Source organism: Nocardioides nematodiphilus (assembly GCF_020216525.1).
Classification (GTDB): domain Bacteria; phylum Actinomycetota; class Actinomycetes; order Propionibacteriales; family Nocardioidaceae; genus Nocardioides; species Nocardioides nematodiphilus.
The window spans coordinates 500598-527212 of record NZ_JAIWOY010000002.1 but is presented as its reverse complement, the minus strand read 5'-3'; the positions used below and the strand labels follow the sequence as shown (position 1 = coordinate 527212).

The following is a 26615-nucleotide window of genomic DNA, read 5'->3' as shown; positions in this document are numbered from 1 at the left end:
GCGCCGACCTTCCCGATCGCGGGAAGGTCGGCGCTCGTCATTTCCCCACACGCACCCAGTCGCCGGTCGGAGTAGGTCATGTTCGAAGCAGTTGAGGGACTCGTCGAGGAGCACGCCGCGCTGGAGAGCCGGCTGGCCGAGCCCGAGACGCATGCCGACGCGCGCCTGGCCAAGAAGCTCAACCAGCGCTACGCCGAGCTCAACGCGATCATCGGCGCGTGGCGCGACCTCACCCAGCTCGAGGGCGACGTCGAGGCGGCGCGCGAGCTCGCCGCCGACGACCCGGACTTCGCCGATGAGGTCGAGACGCTGTCGGCGCGTCGCGTCGAGGCCGAGGAGCGGCTGCGCCGACTGCTCGTGCCCCGCGACCCCACCGATGACAAGGACGCGATCCTCGAGGTGAAGTCGGGGGAGGGCGGCGAGGAGTCGGCCCTCTTCGCCGGCGACCTGCTGCGGATGTACATGCGCTACGCCGAGCGCCTCGGCTGGAAGGTCGAGCTGATCGACGCCAACGAGTCCGACCTGGGCGGCTACAAGTCCGTCACCGTCGCGGTGAAGGCGAAGGGGACGCCCGCGCCGGGGGAGGCCCCGTACGGGCAGCTCAAGTTCGAGGGCGGCGTGCACCGCGTCCAGCGCGTGCCCGCCACGGAGTCCCAGGGCCGCATCCACACGTCGGCCGCCGGCGTCCTGGTGATGCCGGAGGCCGAGACCGTCGACGTCGAGATCAACGAGAACGACCTGCGCATCGACGTCTTCCGCTCCGGCGGCCCCGGCGGGCAGAGCGTCAACACCACCGACTCCGCGGTCCGGATCACCCACCTCCCGACCGGCATCGTCGTCTCGTGCCAGAACGAGAAGTCGCAGCTGCAGAACAAGGAGTCCGCGATGCGGGTCCTGCGCGCCCGGCTGCTCGCCGCGGCCCAGGAGGCGGCCGACGCCGAGGCCAGCGACGCCCGCCGCTCGCAGGTCCGTACGGTCGACCGCTCCGAGCGGATCCGCACCTACAACTACCCCGAGAACCGGATCTCCGACCACCGCACCGGCTACAAGGCCTACAACCTCGACCAGGTGCTCGACGGCGACCTCGGTCCGGTGCTCAACTCGGCGGTCGAGGCCGACCTCGCCGCCCGGCTCGAGGCGCTCGAGAAGTGAGGCGTCGCGAGCTGCTCGCGAGCGCGACCGACCGCCTGCGGGACGGGGGAGTCGCCAGCCCCGAGCACGACGCGGCCGAGCTGCTCGCCCACGTGCTCGGCACGACCCGGTCCCAGCTGGCGCTGGTCGATGAGGTGGAGGCCGCCCACATCGAGGCGTACGGGACGCTCATCGCGCGCCGGGCCGCCCGCGAGCCGCTGCAGCACCTCACCGGCACCGCGTACTTCCGCCACGTCGAGCTGGCTGTGGGCCCCGGCGTCTTCGTGCCGCGCCCCGAGACCGAGCTGTTGGCCGGCTGGGCCATCGAGCAGGCGTCGCTGGTCGAGGCCCCGGTCGTCATCGACCTGTGCACCGGCTCGGGCGCCATCGCCAAGGCGATCAAGGACGAGGTCCCGGGCGCCGAGGTGCACGCGGTGGAGCTCTCCGAGGACGCCTTCCCCTGGGCCGAGCGGAACCTCGCCGACACGGGTGTCGATCTGCGACAGGGCGACATGGCCACCGCCTTCGACGACCTGCTCGGCGCCGTCGACGTGGTGGTCTGCAACCCGCCGTACATCCCGCTCGAGGCGTGGGAGTCGGTCGCCACCGAGGCCCGCGACCACGACCCGCACCTGGCCCTCTTCTCCGGCCAGGACGGGCTGGACGCGATCCGCGTCCTCGAGCAGCGCGCAGCCCTGCTGCTCACGCCCGGCGGCGTGGTCGGCTTCGAGCACGCGGACGAGCAGGGCCCTGATGGCGCTGCGGGCGGCGCGCCCGCGATCTTCGCGGCCACCGGCCGGTGGATCGACGTCCGCGACCATCTCGACCTGGCAGGTCGACCGCGCTACGTGACCGCGAGGCTGGCACGATGACCTCCATGAGCAAGCGCTTCACCACCGGCACCGACGAGGAGCGCGAGGCCGCGGTCAGCGCGGCCGTGCAGGCGCTCCGCGCGGGCGAGGTCGCCGTCATCCCGACCGACACCGTGTACGGCATCGCCGCCGACGCCTTCGACGCCGCCGCGGTCCGCAAGCTGCTGGCGGCCAAGGGCCGGGGCCGTGAGATGCCGCCGCCGGTCCTCGTCGCCGCCCCGAGCACCGTCGACGCCCTCGCCATCGACATCCCCGACTGGGCCCGTGCCCTGTTCGTCGAGTTCTGGCCCGGCCCGCTGACCGTCGTCCTGCATCAGCAGTCCTCGCTCCAATGGGACCTGGGCGAGACCCGCGGCACGGTCGCGGTCCGCGTCCCCGACCATGCCGTGGCCCTGGAGATCCTCGGCCGTACGGGTCCCCTCGCGGTCAGCTCGGCGAACAAGACCGGCCGCGCCGCAGCGCTGGACGCCGACGCCGCCGAGGAGATGCTCGGCGAGGACGTCATCGTGATCGTCGACGACGGCACCGTGCCCGGGGGAGAGGCCTCCACGATCCTGGACGCCACCGCCGCCGAGCCCCGCCTGCTGCGGCTGGGCGCCCTCTCCGTGGAGCGCATCGACGCGGTCCTGGCCGCTCACGGGGTCAGTGTCCAGGGCGTGGTCTGATCCATGCGGGTCTACCTCCTGCTCTTCCTCGTCGCCGGCGCGGTCACCTTCCTGCTGACCGTGGTGGCCCGTGAGGTCGCGCTGCGCACCGGCGCCGTCGCGAAGGTGCGCGACCGTGACGTGCACGCCGAGCCGATCCCGTACATGGGAGGTCTGGCGATGCTCGGCGGCCTCGGTGCCGCCTACCTGGTCGCGCGGCACATGCCGTTCCTCGCCGAGACGCAGCCGTTCGTGGTGCACGACGCCGGCATCGTGCTGGCGGCCGGGGCGCTGATCTGCGCGGTCGGGGTGCTCGACGACATCTTCGAGCTGGATGCGCTCACCAAGCTGGGCGGTCAGATCCTCGCCGTCGGGGTGCTCATCTGGTTCGGCATCCAGTACACCTTCATCACCTGGTCCGAGGGCCGCGTCTTCTCGCTCGACCCGGCCCAGGGGGCGCTGCTGACCGGACTGGTGGTCGTGGCGACCATCAACGCGGTCAACTTCGTCGACGGGCTCGACGGTCTCGCGGCCGGGGTGGTCGGCATCGGCGCGGTCTCGTTCTTCCTCTTCTCCTACGAGCTGCTGCGCGCCAACGACCTGCCCCGCGCCGCCACGCCCGCGCTCCTGAGCGCCGCGCTCGCGGGAGCCTGCGCCGGGTTCCTGGTCCACAACTGGCACCCCGCGCGCCTCTTCATGGGCGACAGCGGCTCGATGCTGATCGGCCTGGTCCTGGCCGCCAGCGCAGTCAGTCTCTCGGGCCAGTTCTCCTCGGCCGACCTCACCTCGGGCGCCGACGGGGCGAAGGCGAGCCTGCTGCCCACGCTCCTCCCGGTGCTGCTACCGGTGACGATCCTGATCGTCCCGTTCACCGATCTGGTGCTGGCGGTCGTACGACGCACCCGGGCCGGCCGCTCGCCGTTCGCGCCCGACAAGCTCCACCTGCACCACCGACTGCTGGAGATCGGCCACTCCCAGCGCCGTGCGGTGCTGATCATGTGGCTGTGGGCCGCGCTGATCGGCTTCGGATCGGTCCTGGCCAGCCTCTATACAGGTCCATTGATGTGGTCGGCCATCGGCGTGATGGTCGTCATCACCCTCTCGCTGACCTTCCTGCTGCCCAAGGTCTCGGCCCCGGGGCACCCCGCTCCGGACGCCCCTTGATCGATCCATTTCAGGCGTGAAGCACGCTCGTGATAGCGTTCACGAGCGTTGAGGGGGACCTTCCCGAGACGTACGACGACCGCCCTTTTGAACAGAACGGCCGCCAATGTTGACGACCGAGTCGAGCATGACCAGCCGCGCCACGAGCGCCGGTCAGCTCCTCGTCGCCGCGTCATTTGCCGTGGTGGTCGGACTGCTGATCGGCCTCGGCGCCGAGCTCCTGAGCGGACACGGCGCACTCGGTGCGGCCCTCGCCGGCGCCGGCATCGGCATCGGTGTCCTGTTCTTCGGCTCCTTCCTGGTCGACCTGGTCGCGAGCGTGATGCCGGCAGCGGCACTGGTCGTCGCCCTCCTGACCTATACCTTGCAGCTGGTCCTGCTGCTCGTGCTCCTCATCGCGATCGACCACTCGCACGTCTTCGCCGCTCCGGCCGAGGCCCGTGCGCTGGCGACCTCGGTGATCGGCGTCGTGCTCGCCTGGACGGTCGCGCAGATCACGCTGGCGGTCCGTCGCCGGACGCCGGTCTTCGACCTGCCCGCCCAGAGCGCCATGGCGGGGGAGCGATGAGTGCCGGTGACTGTTATCCTCCGGGGCGTGAACGGTCCCGAGCGATCGTCTTCGGACGAACCGCAAGGGGACCCGTGGCATTCGTTCGGCTACATCACGGCGGGCGTCGGTCTCTACGGACTGATCGGCTTCCTGCTGGATCGCTGGCTGGGCACCCACTTCCTGGTAGCGGTCGGCATCATCGCCGGAGCCGCGTTCGGGATCTACATGACCTGGTCGCGCTTCAACAAGCCGCACCAACCCAAGCAACCGCCGTACGACGACAAGACATGACGAAGCAGGAGGAACAGTGAGTTCCGTGATCCGAGCCGAGAGTTTCCACGCCCCGGGCCCGGCGGACTTCGACCTCCCGGGCTTCTTCAGCATCGGTGGCACCGAGATCACCAAGCCGATGATCCAGCTGGTCCTCGCGGCCATCATCGTGTTCGCGTTCTTCGCGCTCGCGATCCGCCGCGGCACCCTGGTCCCCGGCAAGCTGCAGTTCGCCGGCGAGAGCGCCTACGGGATGGTCCGCAACAGCATCGGCCGCGACATCATCGGCAGCCATGACTTCGCGAGGTTCGTCCCCTACCTGGTGACGGTCTTCTTCTTCATCTTCGTGAACAACATCTTCGGCTCCGTGCCGCTGATCGCGTTCCCGTCCTTCTCGCGCGCCTCGATGGCGTACGCGCTGGCCGCCGTGAGCTGGGTGCTCTACAACGCGGTCGGCATCAAGAAGCACGGCTTCCTGGGCTACCTGAAGCTGCAGTGCGTCCCGGCCGGCGTCCCGGTCGCGATGTACCCGCTGCTGATCCCGCTGGAGTTCTTCTCCAACCTGCTGATCCGCCCGGTCACGCTGGCTCTGCGTCTGTTCTGCAACATGTTCGCGGGCCACCTCCTGCTGATGCTGTTCGCGACCGGCGGCCTCTACCTCATCGAGCACGTGGGCGGCATCGGCTACGCCGCCGGCCCGCTCGCCTGGGTCCTGGCGATCCTGGTCTCGTTCCTGGAGATCCTGGTCCAGTTCCTGCAGGCCTACGTCTTCACCCTGCTCAACGCGATGTACCTCCAGGGTGCACTCGCCGACGAGCACTGATCCACCCGGATCACCCGGCTCCACCACCGCTTTACCCCCTCTCAAATAGAGAACAACCGAAAGGAAGAGAGTCATGGACGGCTCCCTGAACATGGTCGGCTACGGTCTGGCTGCCATCGGCCCCGGTGTCGGTATCGGCCTCATCTTCGCGGCCTACATCTCCGGCGTTGCCCGCCAGCCCGAGGCGCAGAGCCGCCTCCAGTCGATCGCGATCCTTGGCTTCGCGCTCGCCGAGGCGCTGGCGATCATCGGTATCGCCCTCGCGTTCGCCCTCTGACCCACGCGTTTCGCGGTACCTGACAAGGAAGCTGCCCCATGCAGACAGTTCTGATCCTCAACGCCGTGGCGTCGGAGGAGAAGAAGAACCCGCTGGCCTTCGTGCCCGTCGAGTTCATCCTCTCGCTCGTCACGTTCGGCATCCTGCTCTTCCTGATCACGAAGTTCGTGGCCCCCAAGTTCGAGCAGACCTTCAGCGAGCGCGCCACCGCGATCGAGGGCGGACTCGCTGCAGCGGAGAGCAAGCAGGCCGAGGCCGACGCCAAGCTCGCCGAGCTCGAGCAGCAGCTCGCCGAGGCCCGGCACGAGGCCGCGCGCATCCGTGAGGAGGCGCGTGCCCAGGGTGCGCAGATCGTGAGCGAGATGCGTACCCAGGCCCAGGCCGAGGCCGACCGCATCGTCGAGCACGGCAAGACCCAGATCGAGGCCGAGCGTCAGCAGGCGGTCACCGCCCTGCGCGCTGAGGTCGGCTCCCTCGCGACCGGCCTCGCCGGCCGCATCGTGGGCGAGAGCCTGGAGGACGACGCTCGGCAGAGCCGTGTCGTCGAGCGCTTCCTGGCTGACCTCGAGGCCGGGGTGAACTGATGGACGTTCGTGGTGCATCCGCGGACGCCGTTGCGAGCCTGACCTCCGAGCTGGAGACGACTGTCTCCGGCTCGGAGGGTGTGGCCGCCGAGATCGCGTCCTCGCTGTTCTCGGCGTCCCAGACGCTGCGTGCCGAGGGCACGCTGCGTCGGTTCCTCACCGACCAGGCGGTCGCGGAGCAGGCCAAGTCCGGCCTGGTCCAGCAGATCTTCGGCGGCAAGCTCGCCGCCGGCGCCCTGACGATCGTCATCTCCGCCGTCACGCGACGGTGGACCCACGGCGGGGACCTGCCCGCCGCGCTCGAGCACCTCAGCGAGATCGCTGTGGTCCGCTCGGCCGGCTCCGGTGACGCCAAGCGCCTCTCCGACGAGCTCTTCGGCCTGCGCCAGCTGGTCCAGGACAACGCGGAGCTGCGCGACGCGCTCTCCGACCCGAGCCGATCGGTCGCCGACAAGTCGGCCCTGCTCGACTCGCTCCTCGGCGGCAAGGTCCTCGCGGCCACCGCCACCCTCGCCAAGCAGGCCCTCGCGGGCACCTACCGCACCGTGTCGGTGGCGCTGAACGAGTACCAGAAGGTCGCCGCCGCGGCCTACAACGAGGGCGTCGCGACGGTCCGCGTCGCCAAGCCGCTCGGCGATGCCGAGACCTCGCGTCTCGCCGCAGCCCTCGAGCGCCAGTACGGCCGCCCGGTCCACCTGAACGTGCTGGTCGACCCGGCCGTCGTGGGTGGCATCAAGGTCGAGATCGGTGACGACGTCATCGATGGGACCGTGGCCAGCCGCCTCGACGACGCCCGCCGCCTCCTGGCCGGCTGACCGCCCGCACCCACCGCAGCAGACTTAGACAGACAAGAGAGAAGGCATCTGAGATGACGGAGCTGACCATCCGTCCGGAGGAGATCCGCGACGCGCTGGCGAAGTACGTCGCCGACTACCAGCCGGAGGCTGCGAAGACCGAGGAGGTCGGCACGGTCGCGCAGACCGCTGACGGCATCGCCCGTGTGTCCGGTCTGCCCTCGGCCATGGCGAACGAGCTTCTGGAGTTCGAGGACGGCACCCTGGGCCTCGCCCTGAACCTCGACACCCGCGAGATCGGCGCCGTCGTCCTCGGTGACTTCGACAAGATCGAGGAGGGCCAGGTCGTCCGTCGTACGGGCGAGGTCCTCTCCGTCGCCGTCGGCGAGGGCTACCTCGGCCGCGTCGTCGACCCGCTCGGCACCCCGATCGACGGCCTCGGCGAGATCGCGACCTCCGGTCGTCGTGCGCTCGAGCTCCAGGCGCCGGGCGTCATGCAGCGCAAGTCGGTGCACGAGCCGCTCGCCACCGGCATCAAGGCGATCGACGCCATGACCCCGATCGGCCGTGGTCAGCGTCAGCTGATCATCGGCGACCGCGCCACCGGCAAGACCACGGTCGCGATCGACACGATCATCAACCAGAAGGCCAACTGGGCCACCGGTGACCCGTCGAAGCAGGTCCGCTGCATCTACGTCGCCATCGGCCAGAAGGGCTCGACCATCGCGTCGGTCCGCAGCGCGCTCGAGGAGGCCGGTGCTCTCGAGTACACGACCATCGTCGCCGCTCCGGCGTCCGACTCGGCCGGCTTCAAGTACCTCGCGCCGTACACCGGCTCGGCCATCGGCCAGCACTGGATGTACGAGGGCAAGCACGTCCTCATCGTCTTCGATGACCTGACCAAGCAGGCCGAGGCCTACCGCGCGGTCTCGCTGCTGCTCCGTCGTCCGCCGGGCCGCGAGGCCTACCCGGGTGACGTCTTCTACCTGCACTCCCGCCTGCTGGAGCGTTGCGCGAAGCTCTCCGACGACCTCGGCGCCGGCTCGATGACGGGTCTGCCGATCATCGAGACCAAGGCCAACGACGTCTCGGCGTTCATCCCGACCAACGTCATCTCCATCACCGACGGTCAGATCTTCCTGCAGTCCGACCTGTTCGCGGCCAACCAGCGGCCGGCCATCGACGTCGGCGTCTCGGTCTCCCGCGTCGGTGGCGCGGCCATGACCAAGGCGATGAAGGCCGTCACCGGCTCGCTCAAGGTCGACCTGGCGCAGTTCCGCGCCATGGAGGCGTTCGCCATGTTCGCCTCGGACCTCGACGCCGCCTCCAAGCAGCAGCTCGCCCGGGGTCAGCGCCTGATGGCGCTGCTCAAGCAGCCGGCCTACTCCCCGTACTCCATCGAGGACATGACCGTCTCGCTGTGGCTCGGCACCTCGGGTCGCCTCGACGCGCTACCGGTCGTCGACGTCATCAAGTTCGAGCGCGAGTTCCTCGACTACCTGCGTCGTTCGCAGCCGGGCATCCTGGACGGCATCCGCGAGACGCTGAAGTTCGAGGACTCCACCGAGTCGCAGCTCACCAGCGCGTACGACGCGTTCCTGAACGAGTTCGAGACCTCGGACGGCGAGTCGATCAAGCCGGGTTCGGCCAAGGCCGACGCGCTTGAGGACGGCGACGTCGCTCAGGAGCAGATCGTCAAGCAGAAGCGAGCCTGATCCATGGCCGTTTCGCTGCGTGAGTACCGTGCGCGGATCAAGTCGACGGAGTCGATGAAGAAGATCACGCGCGCCATGGAGCTCATTGCTGCGTCCCGCATCATCAAGGCGCAGCAGCGGGCCAACGCGGCCGCGCCGTACGCTCGAGAGCTGACCCGGGCGGTCTCGGCCGTGGCGACGTACTCCAACGTCGACCACGCCCTGACCACCGAGCCGGCCTCGCCGGACCGGGCCGCCGTCCTCGTGATCGCGAGCGACCGCGGCCTGGCCGGGGCGTACGCCGCCAACGTCCTCCGCGAGGCGGAGGGCCTGGTGGCGAAGCTCCAGGCCGAGGGCAAGTCCGTGGACCTGTACGTGTCCGGTCGCAAGGCCGAGGCGTACTTCAAGTTCCGCAACCGTCCCGTCGTCAAGACGTGGACGGGTGGCTCGGACCAGCCGACGTTCGAGGTGGCGCAGGAGATCGGCTCGACGCTGATCGACGCGTTCCTCGCGGGCCAGGAGCTGGGTGCTGAGGGCGTGCACGAGGTGCACCTCGTCTCGACCCGCTTCCTGTCGATGCTCCGCCAGGAGCCGCAGGCCGTGCGCCTGCTGCCCCTGGAGGTCGTCGAGGGTGAGGCGAAGCCGGAGCCCGGCGACGTGCTGCCGCTCTACGAGTTCGAGCCCAGCCCCGAGCAGGTGCTGGACTCGCTGCTGCCGCAGTACGTCGTGAGCCGGATCTGGTTCTCGATGCTGCAGGCCGCGGCCTCCGAGCTGGCCGCGCGCCAGAAGGCGATGAAGTCCGCCACGGACAACGCCCAGGAGCTCATCAAGAAGTACACGCGGATCGCCAACCAGGCTCGCCAGGCTGGCATCACGCAGGAGATCAGCGAGATCGTCGGTGGCGTCAACGCCCTGGCCGATGCCACCGCTGCCAACGACTGAGAACCCACTCGAGAAGGACACCGAAACCATGACCGCAACGGTTGACGAGACCCAGACGGCGACCGGACGCATCGTCCGTGTCATCGGCCCGGTCGTCGACGTGGAGTTCCCCGTCGACAACATGCCGGCTATCTACAACAAGCTCGAGACCGAGGTCATCCTCGGCGGCGAGTCCACCACCCTCCCGCTCGAGGTGGCCCAGCACATCGGTGACGGGGTCGTCCGCGCGATCTCGCTGAAGCCGACCGACGGCATGGTCCGCGGTGGCGCCGTGCGGGACACCGGCGACATGATCACCGTCCCCGTCGGTGATGTCACCCTCGGCAAGGTCTTCAACGCCACCGGCGACATGCTCAACCTCGAGCCGGGCGAGACCGTCGAGGTCAAGGAGCGCTGGGGCATCCACCGCAAGGCTCCCGACTTCGACCAGCTCGAGCCGAAGACCCAGATGTTCGAGACGGGCATCAAGGTCATCGACCTGCTCACCCCGTACGTCCAGGGCGGCAAGATCGGTCTGTTCGGTGGTGCCGGTGTCGGCAAGACCGTTCTGATCCAGGAGATGATCGCTCGCGTCGCGCGCAACCACGGTGGCGTCTCGACGTTCGCCGGTGTCGGCGAGCGGACCCGTGAGGGCAACGACCTGATCCACGAGATGCAGGACGCCGGCGTCTTCGGCCAGACGGCCCTGGTCTTCGGTCAGATGGACGAGCCGCCGGGCACGCGACTGCGTGTCGCCCTGTCGGCCCTGACGATGGCGGAGTACTTCCGTGACGTCCAGAAGCAGGACGTGCTTCTGTTCATCGACAACATCTTCCGCTTCACCCAGGCCGGCTCCGAGGTCTCGACCCTTCTCGGTCGCATGCCCTCGGCCGTTGGCTACCAGCCGAACCTCGCCGACGAGATGGGCCTCCTCCAGGAGCGCATCACCTCGACGCGCGGTCACTCGATCACCTCGATGCAGGCGATCTACGTGCCGGCCGATGACTACACCGACCCGGCTCCGGCGACCACGTTCGCCCACCTCGACGCCACCACCGAGCTCTCGCGTGAGATCGCCTCGCTCGGTATCTACCCGGCCGTCGACCCGCTGACCTCGACGTCGCGCATCCTCGACCCGCAGTACATCGGCGAGGAGCACTACAACGCGGCCATCCGGGTGAAGCAGATCCTGCAGCGCAACAAGGAGCTCCAGGACATCATCGCCATCCTCGGTGTCGACGAGCTCTCCGAGGAGGACCGCACCGTGGTCCACCGCGCGCGTCGTATCCAGCGCTTCCTGTCGCAGAACACCTACGTCGCCAAGCAGTTCACCGGCATCGAGGGCTCGACGGTCTCCCTGCAGGACACCATCGAGGCGTTCAACAAGATCTGCGACGGCGAGTACGACCACGTGGCCGAGCAGGCGTTCTTCATGTGCGGCGGCCTCGACGACGTCGACCGCAACTGGGCTGAGATCCAGAAGAGCCTCTGATCATGGCCGAGAACCTGCAGGTGGAGCTCGTCGCTGCGGACCGTGTGGTCTGGAGCGGCGAGGCCACCATGGTCATCGCCCGTACGGTCGACGGTGACGTCGGCGTGCTGCGCGGTCACGCGCCGATGCTCTCGGTCCTCACCGACGCGGTCGTCGAGATCAACCCGGCCGAGGGCCCCGTGGTCGTCGCCCAGGCTGACGGCGGCTTCATCTCGGTCGCCAACGACCGGGTGTCGATCCTGTCGGCGCACGTGCTGCTCGCCGAGGAGATCAACGTCGACGAGGCCCGTGTCGAGCTGGAGAAGGCCCAGGGGATGCTCGGCGTCGACGACGAGGCGGAGCAGCGCATCCGCCGCGCCGAGGCGCGCATCCGCGCGGTCGAGAAGGCGCACTGATCCGTCGATGACGTGGTGGGAGGAGCTGCTTGATCTCGGTGGGCTGCTGCTCCTGCTCGTCGTCGTGTACGGCGTCTGTCTGATGGTGCGTCGCCGGGTGATCGCCCGGCACGGCGGCACCTTCGAGCTGAGCTACCGCGTCCGGGCCACCAGGCCCGGACGCGGTTGGCTGCTCGGGGTCGGCCGCTACTCCGGATCCACCCTCGAGTGGTTCCGCGTCTTCTCCCTGGCCCCCGCCCCCAAGCGGACCTGGGAGCGGACCGGCCTGATCTACCTCACCAGCCGTGCTCCGCAGGGCGGTGAGGCGCTGGCGCTCTATCCCGACCATCTGGTCGTGGAGTGCCGCACGCCCCAGGGCGAGGTCGTCGAGCTCGCGATGGGGCCGCAGTCGCTGATCGGCTTCCAGGCCTGGCTCGAGTCCCGCAATCCCGGCACCGACTGGTCCCGCTGATTCGACCAGGGCGCCCTCGGCACGCTCCAATGAGAGCGTGACCAGCCCGACGCCCGCCCTGGACCAGACCCGTACGGCCGTCGGCCTCACCTTCATCTTCAACGGGCTGCTCTTCGCCTCCCTGGTCTCGCGTCTGCCCGATGTCCGCGAGAACCTCGCGCTGAGCAACTCCGCGCTCGGGCTGCTGATGGTCTGCGCCTCGGTCGGCTCGGTCGCGTCGCTGCCGCTGAGTGGCCGGATCATCGAGCGATTCAAGCCCGGCCCGACGGTCCGCGGCGGTGCGGTCCTGCTGGCCGCCGCCATCCTCGTGATCGGCCTCGGCGCCGGCGTCCTGGAGTGGGTCCCACTGACCGGTCTGGGCCTGCTGATGTACGGCGCGGGGACCTCGGTGTGGGACGTGGCGATGAACGTCGAGGGCGCCGACGTCGAGAAGCGGCTGCGGCGCACGATCATGCCGCGCTTCCACGCCGGTTGGAGCATCGGCTCGATCGCCGGCGCCGGCATCGGCATCGTGATGGCGGCCCTGGGCGTGCCGATGCTGCTGCACTACGCGCTGGTGATGCTGGTCGGCGTCGGCGGCACCATCTACGCCTCGCGCGCGTTCCTGCCGGTCGAGGAGCACCACGCGGCCGCCGCTTCGCCCAAGCAGGTCTCGGCCTGGCGCGAGCCGCGCACGCTGATGCTCGGGCTGCTCGTGCTCTGCTACGCCACCGTCGAGGGCACCGCCAACGACTGGCTCTCCCTCGCGGTCATCGACGGGCATCACACGGCGCACTGGGTCGGCGTCGCCGGCTTCTCGCTCTTCGTCGTCTCGATGACCGCCGGCCGCCTCGCCGGCACCGCTCTGCTCGACCGCCTCGGCCGCGCCCCGGTGCTGTGGGGCTGCTCGGTCGCCTCGGCCGTCGGTGTCCTGATCGCGGTGTACGGCGGCTCGCTCGCGATCATGTTCGGCGGCATCGTCATCTGGGGTCTCGGCGCGTCCCTCGGGTTCCCGGTCGGGATGAGCGCGGCGGCCGACGACCCTGCGCGGGCCGCGGCCCGGGTCTCGGCGGTGGCCACCATCGGCTACACCGCGTTCCTCGCCGGCCCGCCGCTCCTCGGTGTGCTCGGCGACCACGTCGGCACGCTCCACGCGCTGGTCGTGGTCGCGGTCCTGATGGTCCCGGCCTCCCTCACCGTCTTCGCGGCTCGCCCGCCGCGGACCGGCGTCGAGGCCGTGCGAGAGGCCGCCTAGCAGCGCTCGCCTGCGGACGAACGGATCGCTCGAACGGTCGCCTCACGGGCTCCGTTCGTGCCTCACTGCGCCCGCTCGCCTCCGGGCACCCACAGCACGTCGCCGTTCGCGCGGTTGGCGTGCCGGGCCAGGATGAAGAGCAGGTCCGAGAGCCGGTTGAGGTACTTGATGGCGAGCGGGTTCATCGTCTCGCCGTGCACCTCGTAGGCCGCCCAGGCCGAGCGCTCGGCTCGCCGGGCGACCGTACGAGCCACGTGGAGCCGCGCCGCGGTCGGCGTGCCGCCGTTGAGGATGAAGCTGCGCAGGTTCTCCAGGTCGGCGTTGTACTGGTCGCACAGCGCCTCGAGCCGGTCGACGTACTCCTGCTCGACGCGCAGCGGCGGGTACTCCGGGTCCGGCACGATCGGGGTGGCGAAGTCCGCGCCGACGTCGAAGAGGTCGTTCTGGATGCGGGTGAGCGCGGCGACGACGTCATCCTCGAGCCCGCCGTCGGCGATGGCGACCCCGATCACGGCGTTGGTCTCGTCCACATCGGCGTAGGCGCCCAGGCGCAGGTCGGTCTTGCTCGTCTCGCTCATGTCGCCGAGGCGGGTGGTGCCGGCGTCGCCGGTCCGGGTGTAGATGCGCGTCAGGTTGACCATGACCCGACTCTAGGCCAGGCGCAGTGGACTGGACCGGTGATGTCCGATGCAACCGATGGGCTGCTCACAGCGTCATATGAGTGAGAACACATCGTCTGGTGGGTACATGTACACGCACGACTCGGGGAGTGGGGAGCAGGCGATGGAGATCTATGCCGACGGGCCGCGACTCGCACTGGCAGGCGACTTCGACGTACGCAGCACCTGGCAGGTCCGCAACGCGCTCTACGAGCACCTCGCCCACCATCCCGAGGATGTCATCCTCGACCTCAGCGGCGTGACGACCATCGACGTGACCGCGCTGCGCGTGCTCGCGGTCGCGAGCCGGTACGCCGTGGGCCACGGTCACCACCTCACGCTGCGCGGCTGCCAGCCCGCCGTGCGCCGGCTGATGCTGATCTCCCGCCTGAACCGGCTGGTCGAGATCGAGCCGCTGCGCGTCTCCGCCTGAGCGGACCCGCCCGGCGCAACGTGGCGTTTTCCACATCGCGCAGGGTTACCGGCCGGTAAACAAAGGAATATCCTCCCTCCCATGAGCAGTGAGAAGCAGGAGCGTCCGGTCAAGGATCGTCCGTGGGTCATGCGTACGTACGCCGGCCACTCCACGGCCGAGGCGTCCAACGCCCTGTACCGGACCAACCTGGCCAAGGGCCAGACCGGCCTCAGCGTCGCCTTCGACCTGCCCACCCAGACCGGCTACGACCCGGACAGCCCGCTCGCCAAGGGCGAGGTCGGCAAGGTCGGCGTTCCGGTCCCGCACCTGGGCGAGATGCGCAAGCTCTTCGCCGACATCCCGCTCACCGAGATGAACACCTCGATGACGATCAACGCCACCGCGATGTGGCTCCTGGCGATGTACCAGGTGGTCGCCGAGGAGCAGAACCCCGACCTGTCGCCCGAGGAGGTCGCCGTGCAGCTCGCCGGCACCACCCAGAACGACATCATCAAGGAGTACCTGTCGCGCGGCACGTACGTCTTCGGGCCGGAGCACTCGCTGCGCCTGATCAGCGACATGATCGCGTACACGGTCAACAACATCCCGAAGTGGAACCCGATCAACATCTGCAGCTATCACCTGCAGGAGGCCGGCGCCACGCCCGTGCAGGAGATCGCGTACGCGATGTGCACCGCGATCGCCGTGCTCGACCAGGTGAAGGCCTCCGGGCAGGTCTCCGACGAGGACTTCGAGAAGACCGTCGGCCGGATCTCCTTCTTCGTCAACGCGGGCGTCCGCTTCGTCGAGGAGATGTGCAAGATGCGCGCCTTCGTCGACCTCTGGGACGAGATCACCCGGGAGCGCTACGGCGTGCAGGACGAGAAGATGCGCCGCTTCCGCTACGGCGTCCAGGTCAACTCCCTCGGCCTGACCGAGGCCCAGCCGGAGAACAACGTCCAGCGCATCGTGCTGGAGATGCTCGCCGTCACCCTGTCCAAGAAGGCCCGCGCGCGTGCGGTCCAGCTCCCGGCGTGGAACGAGGCCCTCGGCCTGCCGCGTCCGTGGGACCAGCAGTGGTCGCTGCGCCTGCAGCAGGTGCTCGCCTACGAGTCGGACCTCCTCGAGTACGGCGACATCTTCGACGGCTCGCCGGTCATCGAGGCCAAGGTCGCCTCGCTCATCGAGGGCGCCAAGGCCGAGATCGACCGGGTCCAGGGGATGGGCGGCGCGATCGCGGCGGTCGACTCCGGCTACATGAAGTCCGAGCTCGTCTCCAGCCACGCCCGCCGCCGTGCCGCGATCGAGGCCGGCGAGGAGATCATCGTCGGCGTCAACAAGTTCGACACGACCGAGCCCTCGCCGCTCACGGCCAACCTCGACGAGGCCATCATGGCCGCCGACCCGCGCGCCGAGCAGGCCGCCAAGGACTCGGTCGAGGCCTGGAAGGCCCAGCGCTCGCAGGACGAGGTCGACGCCGCCCTGGCCGCGCTCGCCGCTGCCGCGAAGACCAACGAGAACCTCATGACCTACACCCTGGCCGCCGCCCGTGCGGGCGCGACCACGGGGGAGTGGGCCGCCACCCTGCGCGGCGTCTTCGGCGAGTTCCGTGCGCCCACCGGCGTGCAGGGCGCCGTCGGCGTCGCCGAGGCCGGAGCCGAGCTCACGGCCGTCCGGGAGAAGGTCGCCGCCACGGGCGAGGAGCTCGGCCGCAAGCTGCGCTTCCTGGTCGGGAAGCCGGGCCTCGACGGTCACTCCAACGGTGCCGAGCAGGTCGCCGTACGAGCGCGCGACGCCGGCTTCGAGGTCATCTACCAGGGCATCCGCCTCACCCCGGACCAGATCGTGTCCGCGGCGATCGACGAGGACGTCGACGTGGTCGGGCTCTCCATCCTCTCGGGCTCGCACATGGAGCTCGTGCCGATGGTCGTGGAGGGCCTCAAGGCGGCCGGCATGGGCGACGTCCCGGTGATCGTGGGCGGCATCGTTCCCGACTCCGACGGCAAGGCCCTGCTCGCCTCCGGCGTGGCCGCGGTCTACACCCCGAAGGACTTCTCGCTGACCGACATCATGGGCGACGTCGTCGAGGTCATCCGCAAGGCGAACAACCTGGCCTGAGTCAGGCGTCGGCCGCGATGACGCGCTTCAGCGAGTCCTCGTCGCGGCCGACGACGGTGGTGCCGTCGGCTGCGGTGATGATCGGCCGCTGGATCAGCCTGGGCTCGGCGGCGAGCAGCGCGATCCAGGCAGCCCGCTGCTCGGCGCTCCTCTCGGGGAGCTCGACCCCGAGCCCCTTCGCATCCGGGCGGCGTGTGATGTCCCACGGCTCGAGGCCGAGGCGGCCCAGCACGTCCTCGATCTCGGTCGCGGTCGGCACGTCCTCGAGGTAGCGGCGGATGACGTACTCGCTGCCGGCGGCGTCCAGCCCGCTGATCGCCGTGCGGCACTTCGAGCAGGCGGGGTTGATCCAGATCTCGATCATCAGAAGAGCCGATCTGCCGAGTTGTCGATGCCGCGCAGGGCGTCGTAGTCCACGACCGCGCAGGTGATGCCGCGATCCTCCGCGAGCACGCGGGCCTGGGGCTTGATCGCCTGGGCGGCGAAGATGCCGCGGACAGCGCCCTTCTCGGTGAGCAGCGGGTCCCGGTTGAGCAGCTCCAGGTACCGGGTGAGCTGCTCGACGCCGTCGATCTCGCCGCGGCGCTTGATCTCGACGGCGACCGACAGCCCGCCCGCGTCGCGACACATCAGGTCGACCGGGCCGATGGCGGTGGGGAACTCCCGGCGCACCAGGGTGAGGCCGGCCGACAGCGTCGCGGGGTGCTCGGCGAGGAGCTCCTGGAGATGCTTCTCGACGCCGTCCTTCTGCAGGCCGGGATCGATCCCGAGGTCGTGGGAGGTGTCATGCAGGACCTCGTCGATGAGGATCCGCAGGGTGTCCTCGCTCTTGGTGGCCGAGACCGTCCACTCGGGGCGCCCGTCCTCAGTGGTGCCCTCCTTGAAGGTGCACGGCGGCGACATCCAGTTGAGCGGCTTGTACGAGCCGCCGTCGGAGTGCACCAGCACCGAGCCGTCGCCCTTCAGCATGAGGACGCGGGTGGCCATCGGCAGGTGCGCCGTCAGCCGTCCGGCGTAGTCGATCTGGCACCGCGCAACGACGAGTCTCACGGGCCAGGAATCTACAGCGTCGCCAGCGCGCCCCCGATGAGCGGTACGACGTCGGCGGCCGACTCCGGGCGTCCGATGAGGTACCCCTGGACGATGTCGCAGTCCAGCGTGCGCAGCCGCTCGAGCTGGGTCCTGCGCTCGACGCCCTCGGCGATCACGCTCAGGCCGAGGATGTGCGCGGCGTTGATCACCCCGGCGATCAGCTCGGCGTCGGCCTGGTCGGAGTCGATCCGCTCCACGATGCTCTGGTCGATCTTGAGCGTGCTCACCGGGAGGCGGCGCAGCATGGCCAGCGAGGAGTAGCCGGTCCCGAAGTCGTCGAGGTGGACCGTGACCCCGGCCGCCTCGAGCTCGCGCAGCTCCGCGTTCGCCAGTCCCTCGTCGAGCACGGCGCGACTCTCCGTCACCTCGACCTGCAGGAGCCTCGTCGGGATGCCGGCGGCGTCGATCGCCGCCAGGACGGCAGCCGACAGGCCGGGCGCCGCGAGCTGCAGCGGCGAGATGTTGATCGCCACCGACCAGGCGTGGCCGGCGTCGAGCCAGGCCCGCGCCTGGGCACAGGCGGTGCGCAGGACCCAGTCGCCGAGGGAGCGGATCTGTCCGGTGTGCTCGGCCACCTCGACCAACTCGCCCGCCGGGACGGCTCCCAGCTCCGGATCGGTCCACCGCACCAGCGCCTCCACCGAGGTGATCGTGCCGGTGCGCAGATCCAGCTTCGGCTGGTAGTGGAGCCGGAGCAGATCGCCGCTGATCGCCTCCGGGAGTCGCTGTCGGATCAGGGCACGCCGCTCGGACGCGCCGCTCGCGGCAGGCTCGCTGGGCCGCCCCGTACGGGCCTTGCCGGAGCGCTTCGCGTAGAGCATCGCGGCATCGGCCTGCTGCAGCAGGGCGTCCAGCGGGGTGAGCGAAGCCGTGAAGGCGGCCAGGTCGGTGCCGACGGCGATGCCGACGGTCGCGGAGAGCTGCACGTGGTGCTCGCCGAGGTCGAAGGGCTCCAGGGCGAGCTGCACGATCCGGTCGGCGACCGCGGAGGCCTCCGCCTCGGAGGTGTCGTGCAGAAGCACCGCGAATTCGTCGCCGCCGAGGCGCCCGGCCAGGTCGGCAGGGCGTACGGCCCGGGCCAGTCGCGCTGCGAAGCTGAGCAGGAGCTCGTCGCCGGCCTTGTGACCGAGCGTGTCGTTGACCTGCTTGAAGCCGTCGAGGTCGATGTAGAGGACGGCCATCCGCTCGGGATCGACGCCGGCCGCGACTAGGTCGGCGCCGCGCTCGTCGAGCATCCGGCGGTTGGGCAGCCCGGTGAGCGGATCGCGCAGGGCGACCTCGCGGAAGACGGTGCCGACCTCACGGAAGACGACCGACACCGCCACGATGCCCAGCGGGCTGCCGTCGTCCTCGACGACCAGGACGTCCTCCTCCGCGCCGCCGCGGGCCAGGATCTCCGCGGCCGCGTCGCGCAGCGACAGCTCGGCGTGGAGGCGCAGCGCGTCCTCCTCGAGGATGTCGCACACGCGCGCCCGGGAGAGCAGCGCGCGACCGAACCCCAGCCGGCCGCTGAGCATGGTCTCGAGCCGCAGCCGTGTGAGCAGCGCGGTGTCCCCGGGACCGATCACGGCGACCGCGCGCAGGTGCGGGTCGTCGCGGAAGGCGCGCTCCACCGGGCGCAGCGGATCGGACGCGGACACCTCCGGCACCCGCGTGCTGATCTCGCGCAGCGTTGGGACGCGGATCGTGGTCATGTCCGGCACCACCAAGGCGTAATCGGTCACGCTCCACCCGTCGGGCCCGGGGCGGGGCGGGTGAGCGGAACGACATGAACGATGGCCGAACATCCGGTGCGATCGCTTCGGAAAACTCGCGTGATGCCGATCACTCCGGGGTTACCCGTAAGTAGGAAGGGTGCCATGATGCCGCTCATGAGTGCCTCTGAGTCGCCCGAGCAGATCGCCCAGACGCTGATCTACCCGTACCTGAACCATGCGGTGAAGTTCCTCCAGGACGAGTACGCCACGGCCACCGACATCGACAACGGCATGCGCTTCGGCTGCGGCTACCCGGTCGGTCCGCTGGCCTACCTCGACCAGGTCGGTCCGGCCGTCGTGCGCGACGCGCTCGCCGCGCGCTTCGCCGAGACGGGGGACAGCCTGCACAAGCCGGTCGCGCTGCTCGAGCAGGTCGCGGACGCGGGCAGCACGTTCCACGCCGCGGGTGACGCGGCCGGTGCCGCCGCCACCGAGCTCAAGCACGCCATCGCGAAGGTCGGCGTCGTCGGCACGGGCACCATGGCCAGCGGCATCGTTCAGGTCTTCGCCCAGGCCGGCTACGACGTGGTCTACGTCGGTCGAAGCCAGGACAAGCTCGACGGCGTCGTCGCCTACATCAGCAAGAACATCGACCGCGCCATCGCCAAGGGCAAGTCGACCGAGGACGACAAGGCCGCGATCCTGGGCCGCCTCACCGGCGCGACCGAGCGCACGGCGCTGGCCGACGTCGACATCGTCGTCGAGGCGATCGCCGAGGACCTCGCGATCAAGACGGAGCTGTTCACCGACCTCGACGCGATCCTCAAGCCGGGCGCGATCCTGGCGACCACCACCTCCAGCCTTCCGATCACCCAGCTCGCCGAGGTCACGCAGCGCCCCAGCGATGTCATCGGCATGCACTTCTTCAACCCGGCCCCGGTGATGAAGCTGGTCGAGATCGTCACGACCACCCACACCAGCCCCGAGGTCGACGAGACCACCCGCGCGCTGACCGCCAAGGTCGGCAAGGTCGGCGTCTCGTGCGGCGACCGCGCCGGCTTCATCGTCAACGCGCTGCTGTTCCCCTACCTCAACGACGCGGTGAAGCTGGCCGAGTCGGGTCTCGAGCTCGGCACCATCGACGCCGCCATCAAGGAGCAGGTCAGCCTGCCGATGGGTCCGTTCGAGCTGCTCGACGTGGTCGGCAACGACGTCTCGCTGGCCATCGAGCAGGAGCTCTTCGCCGAGTTCAAGGAGCCGGGTCTGGCCCCGGCCGCGACCCTGGAGCAGAAGGTCGCCGAGGGCAAGCTGGGCCGCAAGAGCGGCGAGGGCTTCCACTCCTACTGACATCGGCACGCGGTCGCTCGGGCCGCCACCGCACTCCGCCGGGTCTGTCGACAAGCATCGACAGGCTCGGCGGATCCCATTTGCGGGTACCTGCGTCGCCATGAGCAGCGCGAGCACCGTCGAAACAGGCAGGATCACCACCGACATCCCGGCCCGGCTGGACCGGCTGCCCTGGGCCAGATGGCATTGGCTGGTCGTCCTGGGCCTGGGCACGGTCTGGATCCTCGACGGCCTCGAGGTCACCATCGTCGGCTCGATGTCGGACGCGCTGCGCCCGCACGACACCGGTCTGGGCATGACCGGGTGGGACATCGGCTTCGCCGGCTCCTCGTACGTCGCCGGCGCCTGTGTCGGGGCGCTCTTCTTCGGACAGCTCACCGACAAGTTCGGCCGCAAGAAGCTCTTCCTGCTCACCCTCGGCGTCTACACGGTCGCCACCGTGCTGACCGCGTTCTCGATGAACCCCGCGTGGTACTTCGCCGCCCGCTTCTTCACCGGCACCGGCATCGGCGGCGAGTATGCCGCGATCAACTCCGCCATCGACGAGCTCATCCCGGCCGCGTACCGAGGTCGCGTCGACGTGGCGATCAACGGCTCCTTCTGGGTCGGCGCGGCAGCCGGCTCGCTGCTCACCATCCCGCTGCTCAACCCCTCGATCGTGGACGCGAGCATCGGCTGGCGGCTCGCGTTCGGCCTCGGCGCGGTGCTCGCCGTCGGCATCCTGGTGGTGCGACGCAACGTGCCGGAGTCGCCGCGCTGGCTCTTCATCCACGGCCGCGACGAGGAGGCCGAGCGGATCGTCGCCGACGTGGAGCGCACCGTGCGCGACGAGACCGGCGGCGAGCTCGGCGAGGTGGGGGAGTCGATCACGATCCGGCAGCGGCGCAGCATCGGCTTCGCCACGATCGCGCACACCGTCATCAAGCGCTACCCGCGCCGGACGGTGCTCTGCTTCAGCCTCTTCGTCGGGCAGGCGTTCCTCTACAACGCGTTCTTCTTCACCTACGGCGACACCCTCTCGACCTTCTTCGGCGTCGGCCAGACCGGCTGGTATCTCGCCATCTTCGCGGCCAGCAACTTCGCCGGTGCGCTCCTGCTCAGCCCTCTCTTCGACCGGATCGGCCGGGTGCCGATGATCACGACGACGTATGTCGTGTCCGGCGTGCTGCTCGGCGTGGCCGGGCTGATCCTCGGTCATCTCGACGCCACCACCCTGACGCTGATGGGCGCGATCATCTTCTTCCTGGCCTCGGCCGGCGCGAGCGCGGCGTACCTGACGGCCAGCGAGGTCTTCCCGATGGAGACCCGCGCGCTGTGCATCGCGTTCTTCTACGCGGTCGGCACCGCCGCCGGCGGCATCAGCGGGCCGCTGCTCTTCGGCTGGCTGATCGACCGCGCGGAGGCTGACAAGGACGTCACCGAGATCGCCGTCGGCTACTTCATCGGCGCCGTGCTGATGATCGGCGGCGGCCTCGTCGAGGCCTTCCTCGGGGTCAAGGCCGAGGGCCGCTCGCTGGAGAGCATCGCCCAGCCGCTCACCGCGGACGATGACGCCGGGCAGAATGAGAGCCATGAAGAGCAGCCGGCTTGAGGCATTCAGTGATGGCGTCCTCGCCATCATCATCACGATCATGGTCCTCGAGCTGCACGGCCCCGAGGGCCCGCACCTGCAGAACCTGTGGGACAAGGCCGGCCTGAGCCTGTTCACCTACCTGCTGAGCTTCGTCTACGTCGGCATCTACTGGTCGAACCACCACCATCTCTTCCAGGTGGTTCCGCACGTGGACGGCCTGGTGCTCTGGGCCAACCTGCACCTGCTCTTCTGGCTCTCGCTGTATCCGTTCACCACGAGCTGGATGGATGAGGAGCGTCTCGCTCGTACGCCGACGATCATCTTCGGCGTCAACCTCATCGGAGCCGCGATCGCGTACTGGCTCCTGGTCGGGACGATCCGGCGCCTGCCCACCAGTGGGCACTTCGACGAGGTCTTCGGTGCCGACTGGAAGGGCAGGCTCTCGATCGTCTTCTACGCGGTCGGGATCGGGCTGTGCTTCATCAAGCCGTGGCTGGGCGTCCTGCCGTACGTGGCAGTGGCGCTGATGTGGCTGATCCCCGACCGGCGCGTGGAGCGCTGGCTACAGCAGCGCGACGAGATGCCGGTCGTCTAGGCGGCGGCCGGGCGCCACGGCTTGACGAACGGCATCTCGGGCCAGCCCTCGCGCCCGGCGAGCAGCTCGATCGAGGTGGCGCCGTCGAGCGCCTCGCGCACGATGTCGGCGTGACCCGCGTGGCGGGCGATCTCCTCGATGACGTGGAACCACACCCAGCGCACCGACCAGGACGCGACGTCCTTGGGGAACCACGGCGCGTCGGGGACGGGCGCCGGGGTGTCGAGGTCGGCCTGCGCGACCGCGGCGAGGATCGAGGCGCTCACCTCGTCGAAGGCGCGCAGCGCCTCGGCGAGCGAGTCGGACTCGGTCCAGGTCCAGGCCGCGAGCCACGCCTCGGTCGCACCCTCGGCCGACGGGCCGAACGCAGGCCGCTCGGGCGCCGCGAGCGCGACGTCGAGCCAGCTGCGCGACACGAGCGTGACGTGCTTGATCAGGCTGCCGACGGTGAGCGCGCTGGCCGTCGTCCGCAGGCCCGCCTGCTGGTCGGTCAGGCCGAAGGCGGCGTTGCGGAAGGCGTCCTGCTGCTGGCGCAGGTAGCCGGCCAGGGCGGAGCGCTCGTCGGGGGCAGCGGGGGCGTGTGCGGGCATCGTGGGTTCCTCTCGGGGTGGTTGGTGGGTCTGCGGGAAGCCTTTCGCCCCTAGCGGACAGGATCGGTCCGCTATCTCTGAGACAGTGGACCCATGAGCGAGACCGGGACCACCGAGCGCGTGTTGCGTCTGCTCGGTCTGCTGCAGCAGCGGCCGGTGTGGACCGGCCCCGAGCTGGCCCAGCGACTCGGGGTGACCACGCGCAGCATCCGGCGCGACGTCGAGCGGCTGCGCGCTCTGGGCTACCCGGTCAACGCAGCTCAAGGCGTGGGCGGTGGCTACCAGCTCGGTGCGGGCAAGGCGCTGCCGCCGCTGCTGCTCGACGACGATGAGGCGATCGCCACCGCCGTGTCACTGAGGCTGGCCGCGGGCGGCACCGTGACGGGGGTGAGCGAGGCGGCCGTACGCACGCTGGCGAAGCTCGACCAGGTGCTGCCGACCCGGCTGCGGGCGGAGGTGCGGGCCCTCCAGGAGGCGATCTCGACCCTGGTGGGCTCTCCGGTCGAGGTCGACGCCGAGGCGCTGCTCGCGCTGGCCCGGGCCTGCCGCGACACGCTGCGCGTCGAGTTCGGGTACGTCGACCGCGCCGGTGCGGCGACGGTGCGCCGTTGCGAGCCCTACCAGCTCGTCGCGACCGGGCGCAGCTGGTACCTGGTCGCTTACGACCTCGACCGGGCCGACTGGCGGACGTTCCGCCTGGACCGGCTCGCCGAGGTCCGGGCCATGACGTTCCGCTTCGCCCCGCGCGACCATCCACCGGCGACCGAGATGGTCCGGCAGGCGATCAGCCGCACACCGGAGCCGGAGACCGTCCGCGTACGGATCCAGGCCGACGCGGCGCTGCTGCGCAGCCGGGTGCCGGCCTCGGTGGCCGTCGTGGAGCCGGACGGTCCGGGCGCCTGCGTCCTCACCGCGGGCGGCGCCGAGCCGGAGTGGGTGCTGATGCACGTGGCCCGGCTGGGCTTCGCCTTCGAGGTCCTCGAGCCGGCGCGGGCGCGTGACCTCGCCGCCGACCTCGGCCGGCGCCTCGTCGCGGCCGCTCAGCCTCCGGACGCGCGGACGTAGAGATCGCGCAGCAGGCTGACCTCCGCGAGGTGGTGGATCACCTCACGGTGGATGTGGAGGACCAGCGTCGCGCGCGGCATCGCGGCGTACGGCCCCTCGCTCGGGCCGCAGGGGACGCGCAGATCCTCATCGCTCCACCCCTGCACGCCCGTACGCCAACGCTCGACCTCGGCGTCGAGCTGGGAGAGCGCCTCGGCCGCCGTGGCGGCGAGGGGATAGGTGTCGTAGGAGGCGGGCGGAGCGCCGAAGTGCGAGGCGCTGCGCATCGCGAGCACGCCGACGATGACATGCGCGAGCCGCCAGGCGATCGTGGTCACCGGTGCCGGCTCAGGAGCCGGCCAGGCCCAGTCGAGCGTCAGGCGGCCGTCCGCGGAGGGCCGCAGGCTCCAGCAGTCCGGCACCGGCTCCCAGAGGTACTCCGCGTCGCTCAGCCCCGCCAACCGTGGTCGGAGCTGATGGGTCCAGTGGAAGTCGAGCTGATCGAGGAGCTGTTCGCGCCAGAACGCCATGCCTCCAGGCTGCCACGTAAACTCCGGCCCATGGGTGGAGTGGTCCTTCTTCTGGTCGTCGCGGCGATCATCGGTGTCGTCGTGGTCAGCCGCAAGCGCAGTCGGGCGGCCGCACTCGAGCGGGCCCAGCGCGAGCTCGTACCGGTCAAGAAGCTGGCGCTGGAGGACGTGACCGCGCTCGGTGAGCAGCTGCGGGACCTCGACCTCGACACCGCCGGACAGGCACTCGACGACGGCGCCCGCGCCGACTACCAGCGCGCGCTGGACGCGTACGAGGCGGCCGGCAGGGCCGGGGAGACGATCACCCGCCCCGAGGAGATCAGCAACGTCACCAAGATCGTCGAGGACGGCCGCTACGCGATCGCATGCGTGCGCGCCCGCCTCGCCGGCGAGCCGCTGCCGACGCGACGTCCGGCCTGCTTCTTCGACCCGCGCCACGGCATCGCCGTCACCGACGTCGACTTCGCGCCCCGCGGCGGGGCGGTGCGCCAGGTCCCGGCCTGTGCCCTCGACGCCGAGCGGGTGCGCGCTGGCGCCGAGCCGGACGCCCGCCAGGTGATGGTCGGCTCGCGCCGCGTGCCGTACTGGGAGGGCGGTCGCGCCTACCAGCCGTACGCCCAGGGCTACTTCGGCGGCTTCGGCGTCCTCGACTGGATGTTCATGGGCTTCATGTTCGAGGGGCTCGGCGAGGGGATGGGTGCGCTCGCGGAGGGCCTCGGGGAGGGCATCGGCGAGATCGGCTCGGGCATGGGCGATCTATTCGGCGGCATCGGCGACGGCATCGGCGACATGTTCGACGGCTTCGACCTGTGACGTCGCTCCACACCCTCCAGTACGGCGAGGGCAGCGGCTCGGTCGTCTTCCTGCACGGCCTCTTCGGCCAGGGGCGCAACTGGAACACCATCGGCAAGGCCCTCGCCGCCGACCACCGCATCACCCTGGTCGACCTGCCCAACCACGGCCGCTCCGACTGGACCGACCGGATGGACTACGTGCAGATGGCCGACATCGTCGCCACCGAGGTGCTCGCGCCACTGGCCGCCACGGGCCCGGTCGCGCTGGTCGGGCACTCGATGGGCGGGAAGGTCGCGATGATGGCGGCCCTGCGCCACCCCGAGCTGATCGAGCGGCTCGTCGTGGCCGACATGGCGCCCGTCTCCTACTCGACGGCGCGCGAGTTCACCGGCTACATCGAGGCGATGCACGCGCTCGACCTGAACACGCTCGCCAGCCGCGAGGACGCCGACGCCGCGCTGGTGGAGGCGGTCCCGAGTGCGTCGGTGCGCGCCTTCCTGCTGCAGAACCTACGCCGCGACGGCGTGGTGTGGCGCTGGCAGCCCAACCTCGAGATCCTCGCCCGTGACGCGGCGAGGCTCTCCGACTGGCCGGCCGACGAGGTCGCCGGACTGGCGCCGTACGACGGTCCGGTGCTGTGGATCGCCGGCGCGGAGTCGGCGTACATCACGCCCGAGTTCGACGCCGCGATGACGGCGCTCTTCCCGCGCAAACGGCTCGTCACCATCAAGGGCGCCGGGCACTGGGTGCACTCGGAGAAGCCGGAGATCTTCACTGAGGCCCTGCGCCGCTTCCTCGCCGGCTGAGATTTCCGCACGCCCGGGTGCAACGAACCCTCGCGTCCGGGCGTGAGTCGTGCATGGA

The 26615-nt window shown here is 70.1% G+C and carries 30 protein-coding genes; 24 read left to right on the top strand and 6 right to left on the bottom strand.

The features are described 5' to 3' along the window. Positions 1–78 precede the first annotated feature (78 nt). The 16 genes from prfA to KSO98_RS05540 all read left to right on the top strand — a co-directional run bounded on the left by prfA (position 79) and on the right by KSO98_RS05540 (position 13296). Positions 79–1152, top strand: coding sequence for a peptide chain release factor 1 (gene prfA / locus KSO98_RS05615; protein WP_225284038.1), 1074 nt, complete (start codon positions 79–81; stop codon positions 1150–1152). After that, positions 1149–2003: a peptide chain release factor N(5)-glutamine methyltransferase gene (prmC, locus tag KSO98_RS05610; RefSeq protein WP_225284036.1), complete on the top strand. Its 855-nt coding sequence runs from the start codon at positions 1149–1151 to the stop codon at positions 2001–2003. The genes prfA and prmC overlap by 4 nt, the downstream gene beginning before the upstream one ends. Positions 2004–2008: 5 nt before the next feature. Beyond that, positions 2009–2668: an L-threonylcarbamoyladenylate synthase gene (locus KSO98_RS05605; RefSeq protein ID WP_225284034.1), complete on the top strand. Its 660-nt coding sequence runs from the start codon at positions 2009–2011 to the stop codon at positions 2666–2668. Between the two features lie 3 nt (positions 2669–2671). Then, positions 2672–3811: a glycosyltransferase family 4 protein gene (locus KSO98_RS05600; protein ID WP_225284033.1), complete on the top strand. Its 1140-nt coding sequence runs from the start codon at positions 2672–2674 to the stop codon at positions 3809–3811. A gap of 127 nt (positions 3812–3938) precedes the next feature. Next, the gene (locus KSO98_RS05595) at positions 3939–4379 is read left to right on the top strand and encodes a hypothetical protein (protein WP_225284031.1); all 441 of its coding nucleotides are present in this window, start codon (positions 3939–3941) and stop codon (positions 4377–4379) included. A 27-nt stretch (positions 4380–4406) separates the two neighbouring features. Continuing rightward, positions 4407–4652, top strand: coding sequence for an AtpZ/AtpI family protein (locus KSO98_RS05590; RefSeq protein ID WP_225284030.1), 246 nt, complete (start codon positions 4407–4409; stop codon positions 4650–4652). A 25-nt stretch (positions 4653–4677) separates the two neighbouring features. After that, positions 4678–5454, top strand: a complete 777-nt coding sequence (gene atpB, locus KSO98_RS05585; RefSeq protein ID WP_225284029.1) for a F0F1 ATP synthase subunit A — start codon at positions 4678–4680, stop codon at positions 5452–5454. A gap of 73 nt (positions 5455–5527) precedes the next feature. Further along, entirely contained in the window at positions 5528–5731 is a 204-nt protein-coding gene (gene atpE / locus KSO98_RS05580; protein WP_225284028.1) for an ATP synthase F0 subunit C, read from the top strand. A 38-nt stretch (positions 5732–5769) separates the two neighbouring features. Beyond that, positions 5770–6315: a F0F1 ATP synthase subunit B gene (locus tag KSO98_RS05575; protein ID WP_225284027.1), complete on the top strand. Its 546-nt coding sequence runs from the start codon at positions 5770–5772 to the stop codon at positions 6313–6315. Then, on the top strand, positions 6315–7130 hold the full coding sequence (locus KSO98_RS05570; RefSeq protein WP_225284026.1) for a F0F1 ATP synthase subunit delta: 816 nt from the start codon (positions 6315–6317) through the stop codon (positions 7128–7130). Before KSO98_RS05575 ends, KSO98_RS05570 begins: the two co-directional genes overlap by 1 nt. A 53-nt stretch (positions 7131–7183) precedes the next feature. Then, positions 7184–8824 carry a F0F1 ATP synthase subunit alpha gene (atpA, locus tag KSO98_RS05565; RefSeq protein ID WP_225284025.1) on the top strand — a complete coding sequence of 547 codons (1641 nt, stop codon included), beginning with the start codon at positions 7184–7186 and terminating at the stop codon, positions 8822–8824. Between the two features lie 3 nt (positions 8825–8827). Next, positions 8828–9745, top strand: coding sequence for a F0F1 ATP synthase subunit gamma (locus KSO98_RS05560; protein ID WP_225284024.1), 918 nt, complete (start codon positions 8828–8830; stop codon positions 9743–9745). 28 nt (positions 9746–9773) lie between these two features. Next, a complete protein-coding gene (atpD, locus tag KSO98_RS05555; protein ID WP_225284023.1) occupies positions 9774–11216 on the top strand; it encodes a F0F1 ATP synthase subunit beta in 1443 nt (480 codons plus the stop codon). Between the two features lie 2 nt (positions 11217–11218). After that, positions 11219–11611: a F0F1 ATP synthase subunit epsilon gene (locus tag KSO98_RS05550; protein WP_225284022.1), complete on the top strand. Its 393-nt coding sequence runs from the start codon at positions 11219–11221 to the stop codon at positions 11609–11611. A gap of 7 nt (positions 11612–11618) precedes the next feature. Continuing rightward, the gene (locus KSO98_RS05545) at positions 11619–12062 is read left to right on the top strand and encodes a DUF2550 domain-containing protein (protein WP_225284020.1); all 444 of its coding nucleotides are present in this window, start codon (positions 11619–11621) and stop codon (positions 12060–12062) included. 37 nt (positions 12063–12099) lie between these two features. Beyond that, positions 12100–13296 (top strand): MFS transporter, encoded by a 1197-nt coding sequence (locus KSO98_RS05540; RefSeq protein ID WP_225284018.1) that lies wholly within the window; start codon positions 12100–12102, stop codon positions 13294–13296. A 62-nt stretch (positions 13297–13358) separates the two neighbouring features. On the opposite strand, the gene KSO98_RS05535 is transcribed toward KSO98_RS05540, so the two are convergent. Then, entirely contained in the window at positions 13359–13937 is a 579-nt protein-coding gene (locus KSO98_RS05535; protein WP_225284016.1) for a cob(I)yrinic acid a,c-diamide adenosyltransferase, read from the bottom strand. A 106-nt stretch (positions 13938–14043) separates the two neighbouring features. On the opposite strand from KSO98_RS05535, the gene KSO98_RS05530 reads away from it, so the two are divergent. Continuing rightward, positions 14044–14388 carry an STAS domain-containing protein gene (locus KSO98_RS05530; RefSeq protein WP_225284015.1) on the top strand — a complete coding sequence of 115 codons (345 nt, stop codon included), beginning with the start codon at positions 14044–14046 and terminating at the stop codon, positions 14386–14388. Between the two features lie 81 nt (positions 14389–14469). After that, positions 14470–16488, top strand: coding sequence for an ethylmalonyl-CoA mutase (locus tag KSO98_RS05525; protein ID WP_225284013.1), 2019 nt, complete (start codon positions 14470–14472; stop codon positions 16486–16488). Between the two features lies 1 nt (position 16489). Here the strand turns inward: KSO98_RS05525 and KSO98_RS05520 are convergent, their stop codons facing one another. The 3 genes from KSO98_RS05520 to KSO98_RS05510 are packed head-to-tail and all read right to left on the bottom strand — an operon-like array spanning position 16490 to position 19304. After that, entirely contained in the window at positions 16490–16852 is a 363-nt protein-coding gene (locus KSO98_RS05520) for an ArsC/Spx/MgsR family protein (protein ID WP_225284012.1), read from the bottom strand. Continuing rightward, positions 16852–17538: an endonuclease NucS gene (gene nucS / locus KSO98_RS05515; RefSeq protein WP_225284011.1), complete on the bottom strand. Its 687-nt coding sequence runs from the start codon at positions 17536–17538 to the stop codon at positions 16852–16854. Before nucS ends, KSO98_RS05520 begins: the two co-directional genes overlap by 1 nt. 11 nt (positions 17539–17549) lie before the next feature. Further along, a complete protein-coding gene (locus tag KSO98_RS05510) occupies positions 17550–19304 on the bottom strand; it encodes a putative bifunctional diguanylate cyclase/phosphodiesterase (protein WP_225284010.1) in 1755 nt (584 codons plus the stop codon). Positions 19305–19451: 147 nt separating this feature from the next. Between KSO98_RS05510 and KSO98_RS05505 the strand changes: the two genes are divergently transcribed. From KSO98_RS05505 to KSO98_RS05495, 3 genes are all read left to right on the top strand, one after another. Further along, on the top strand, positions 19452–20624 hold the full coding sequence (locus KSO98_RS05505) for a 3-hydroxyacyl-CoA dehydrogenase NAD-binding domain-containing protein (protein ID WP_225284009.1): 1173 nt from the start codon (positions 19452–19454) through the stop codon (positions 20622–20624). 100 nt (positions 20625–20724) lie between these two features. Continuing rightward, positions 20725–22215: an MFS transporter gene (locus KSO98_RS05500; protein ID WP_225284008.1), complete on the top strand. Its 1491-nt coding sequence runs from the start codon at positions 20725–20727 to the stop codon at positions 22213–22215. Then, on the top strand, positions 22196–22792 hold the full coding sequence (locus KSO98_RS05495; protein ID WP_225284007.1) for a TMEM175 family protein: 597 nt from the start codon (positions 22196–22198) through the stop codon (positions 22790–22792). Before KSO98_RS05500 ends, KSO98_RS05495 begins: the two co-directional genes overlap by 20 nt. Here the strand turns inward: KSO98_RS05495 and KSO98_RS05490 are convergent. Continuing rightward, entirely contained in the window at positions 22789–23382 is a 594-nt protein-coding gene (locus KSO98_RS05490; RefSeq protein WP_225284006.1) for a DinB family protein, read from the bottom strand. The genes KSO98_RS05495 and KSO98_RS05490 overlap by 4 nt on opposite strands. A 93-nt stretch (positions 23383–23475) precedes the next feature. On the opposite strand from KSO98_RS05490, the gene KSO98_RS05485 reads away from it, so the two are divergent. Continuing rightward, on the top strand, positions 23476–24447 hold the full coding sequence (locus KSO98_RS05485; RefSeq protein ID WP_225284005.1) for a helix-turn-helix transcriptional regulator: 972 nt from the start codon (positions 23476–23478) through the stop codon (positions 24445–24447). Here KSO98_RS05485 and KSO98_RS05480 read toward each other — a convergent pair. Continuing rightward, the gene (locus KSO98_RS05480; RefSeq protein ID WP_225284004.1) at positions 24423–24956 is read right to left on the bottom strand and encodes a DinB family protein; all 534 of its coding nucleotides are present in this window, start codon (positions 24954–24956) and stop codon (positions 24423–24425) included. The two genes, KSO98_RS05485 and KSO98_RS05480, sit on opposite strands and share 25 nt — an antisense overlap. A gap of 30 nt (positions 24957–24986) precedes the next feature. Here KSO98_RS05480 and KSO98_RS05475 point away from each other — a divergent pair, with 30 nt between their 5' ends. Together KSO98_RS05475 and KSO98_RS05470 are read left to right on the top strand one after the other, a co-directional pair. Beyond that, a complete protein-coding gene (locus KSO98_RS05475; protein WP_225284002.1) occupies positions 24987–25769 on the top strand; it encodes a hypothetical protein in 783 nt (260 codons plus the stop codon). Next, positions 25766–26557, top strand: coding sequence for an alpha/beta fold hydrolase (locus KSO98_RS05470; protein ID WP_225284000.1), 792 nt, complete (start codon positions 25766–25768; stop codon positions 26555–26557). The genes KSO98_RS05475 and KSO98_RS05470 overlap by 4 nt, the downstream gene beginning before the upstream one ends. The last annotated feature ends 58 nt before the right edge of the window (positions 26558–26615 follow it).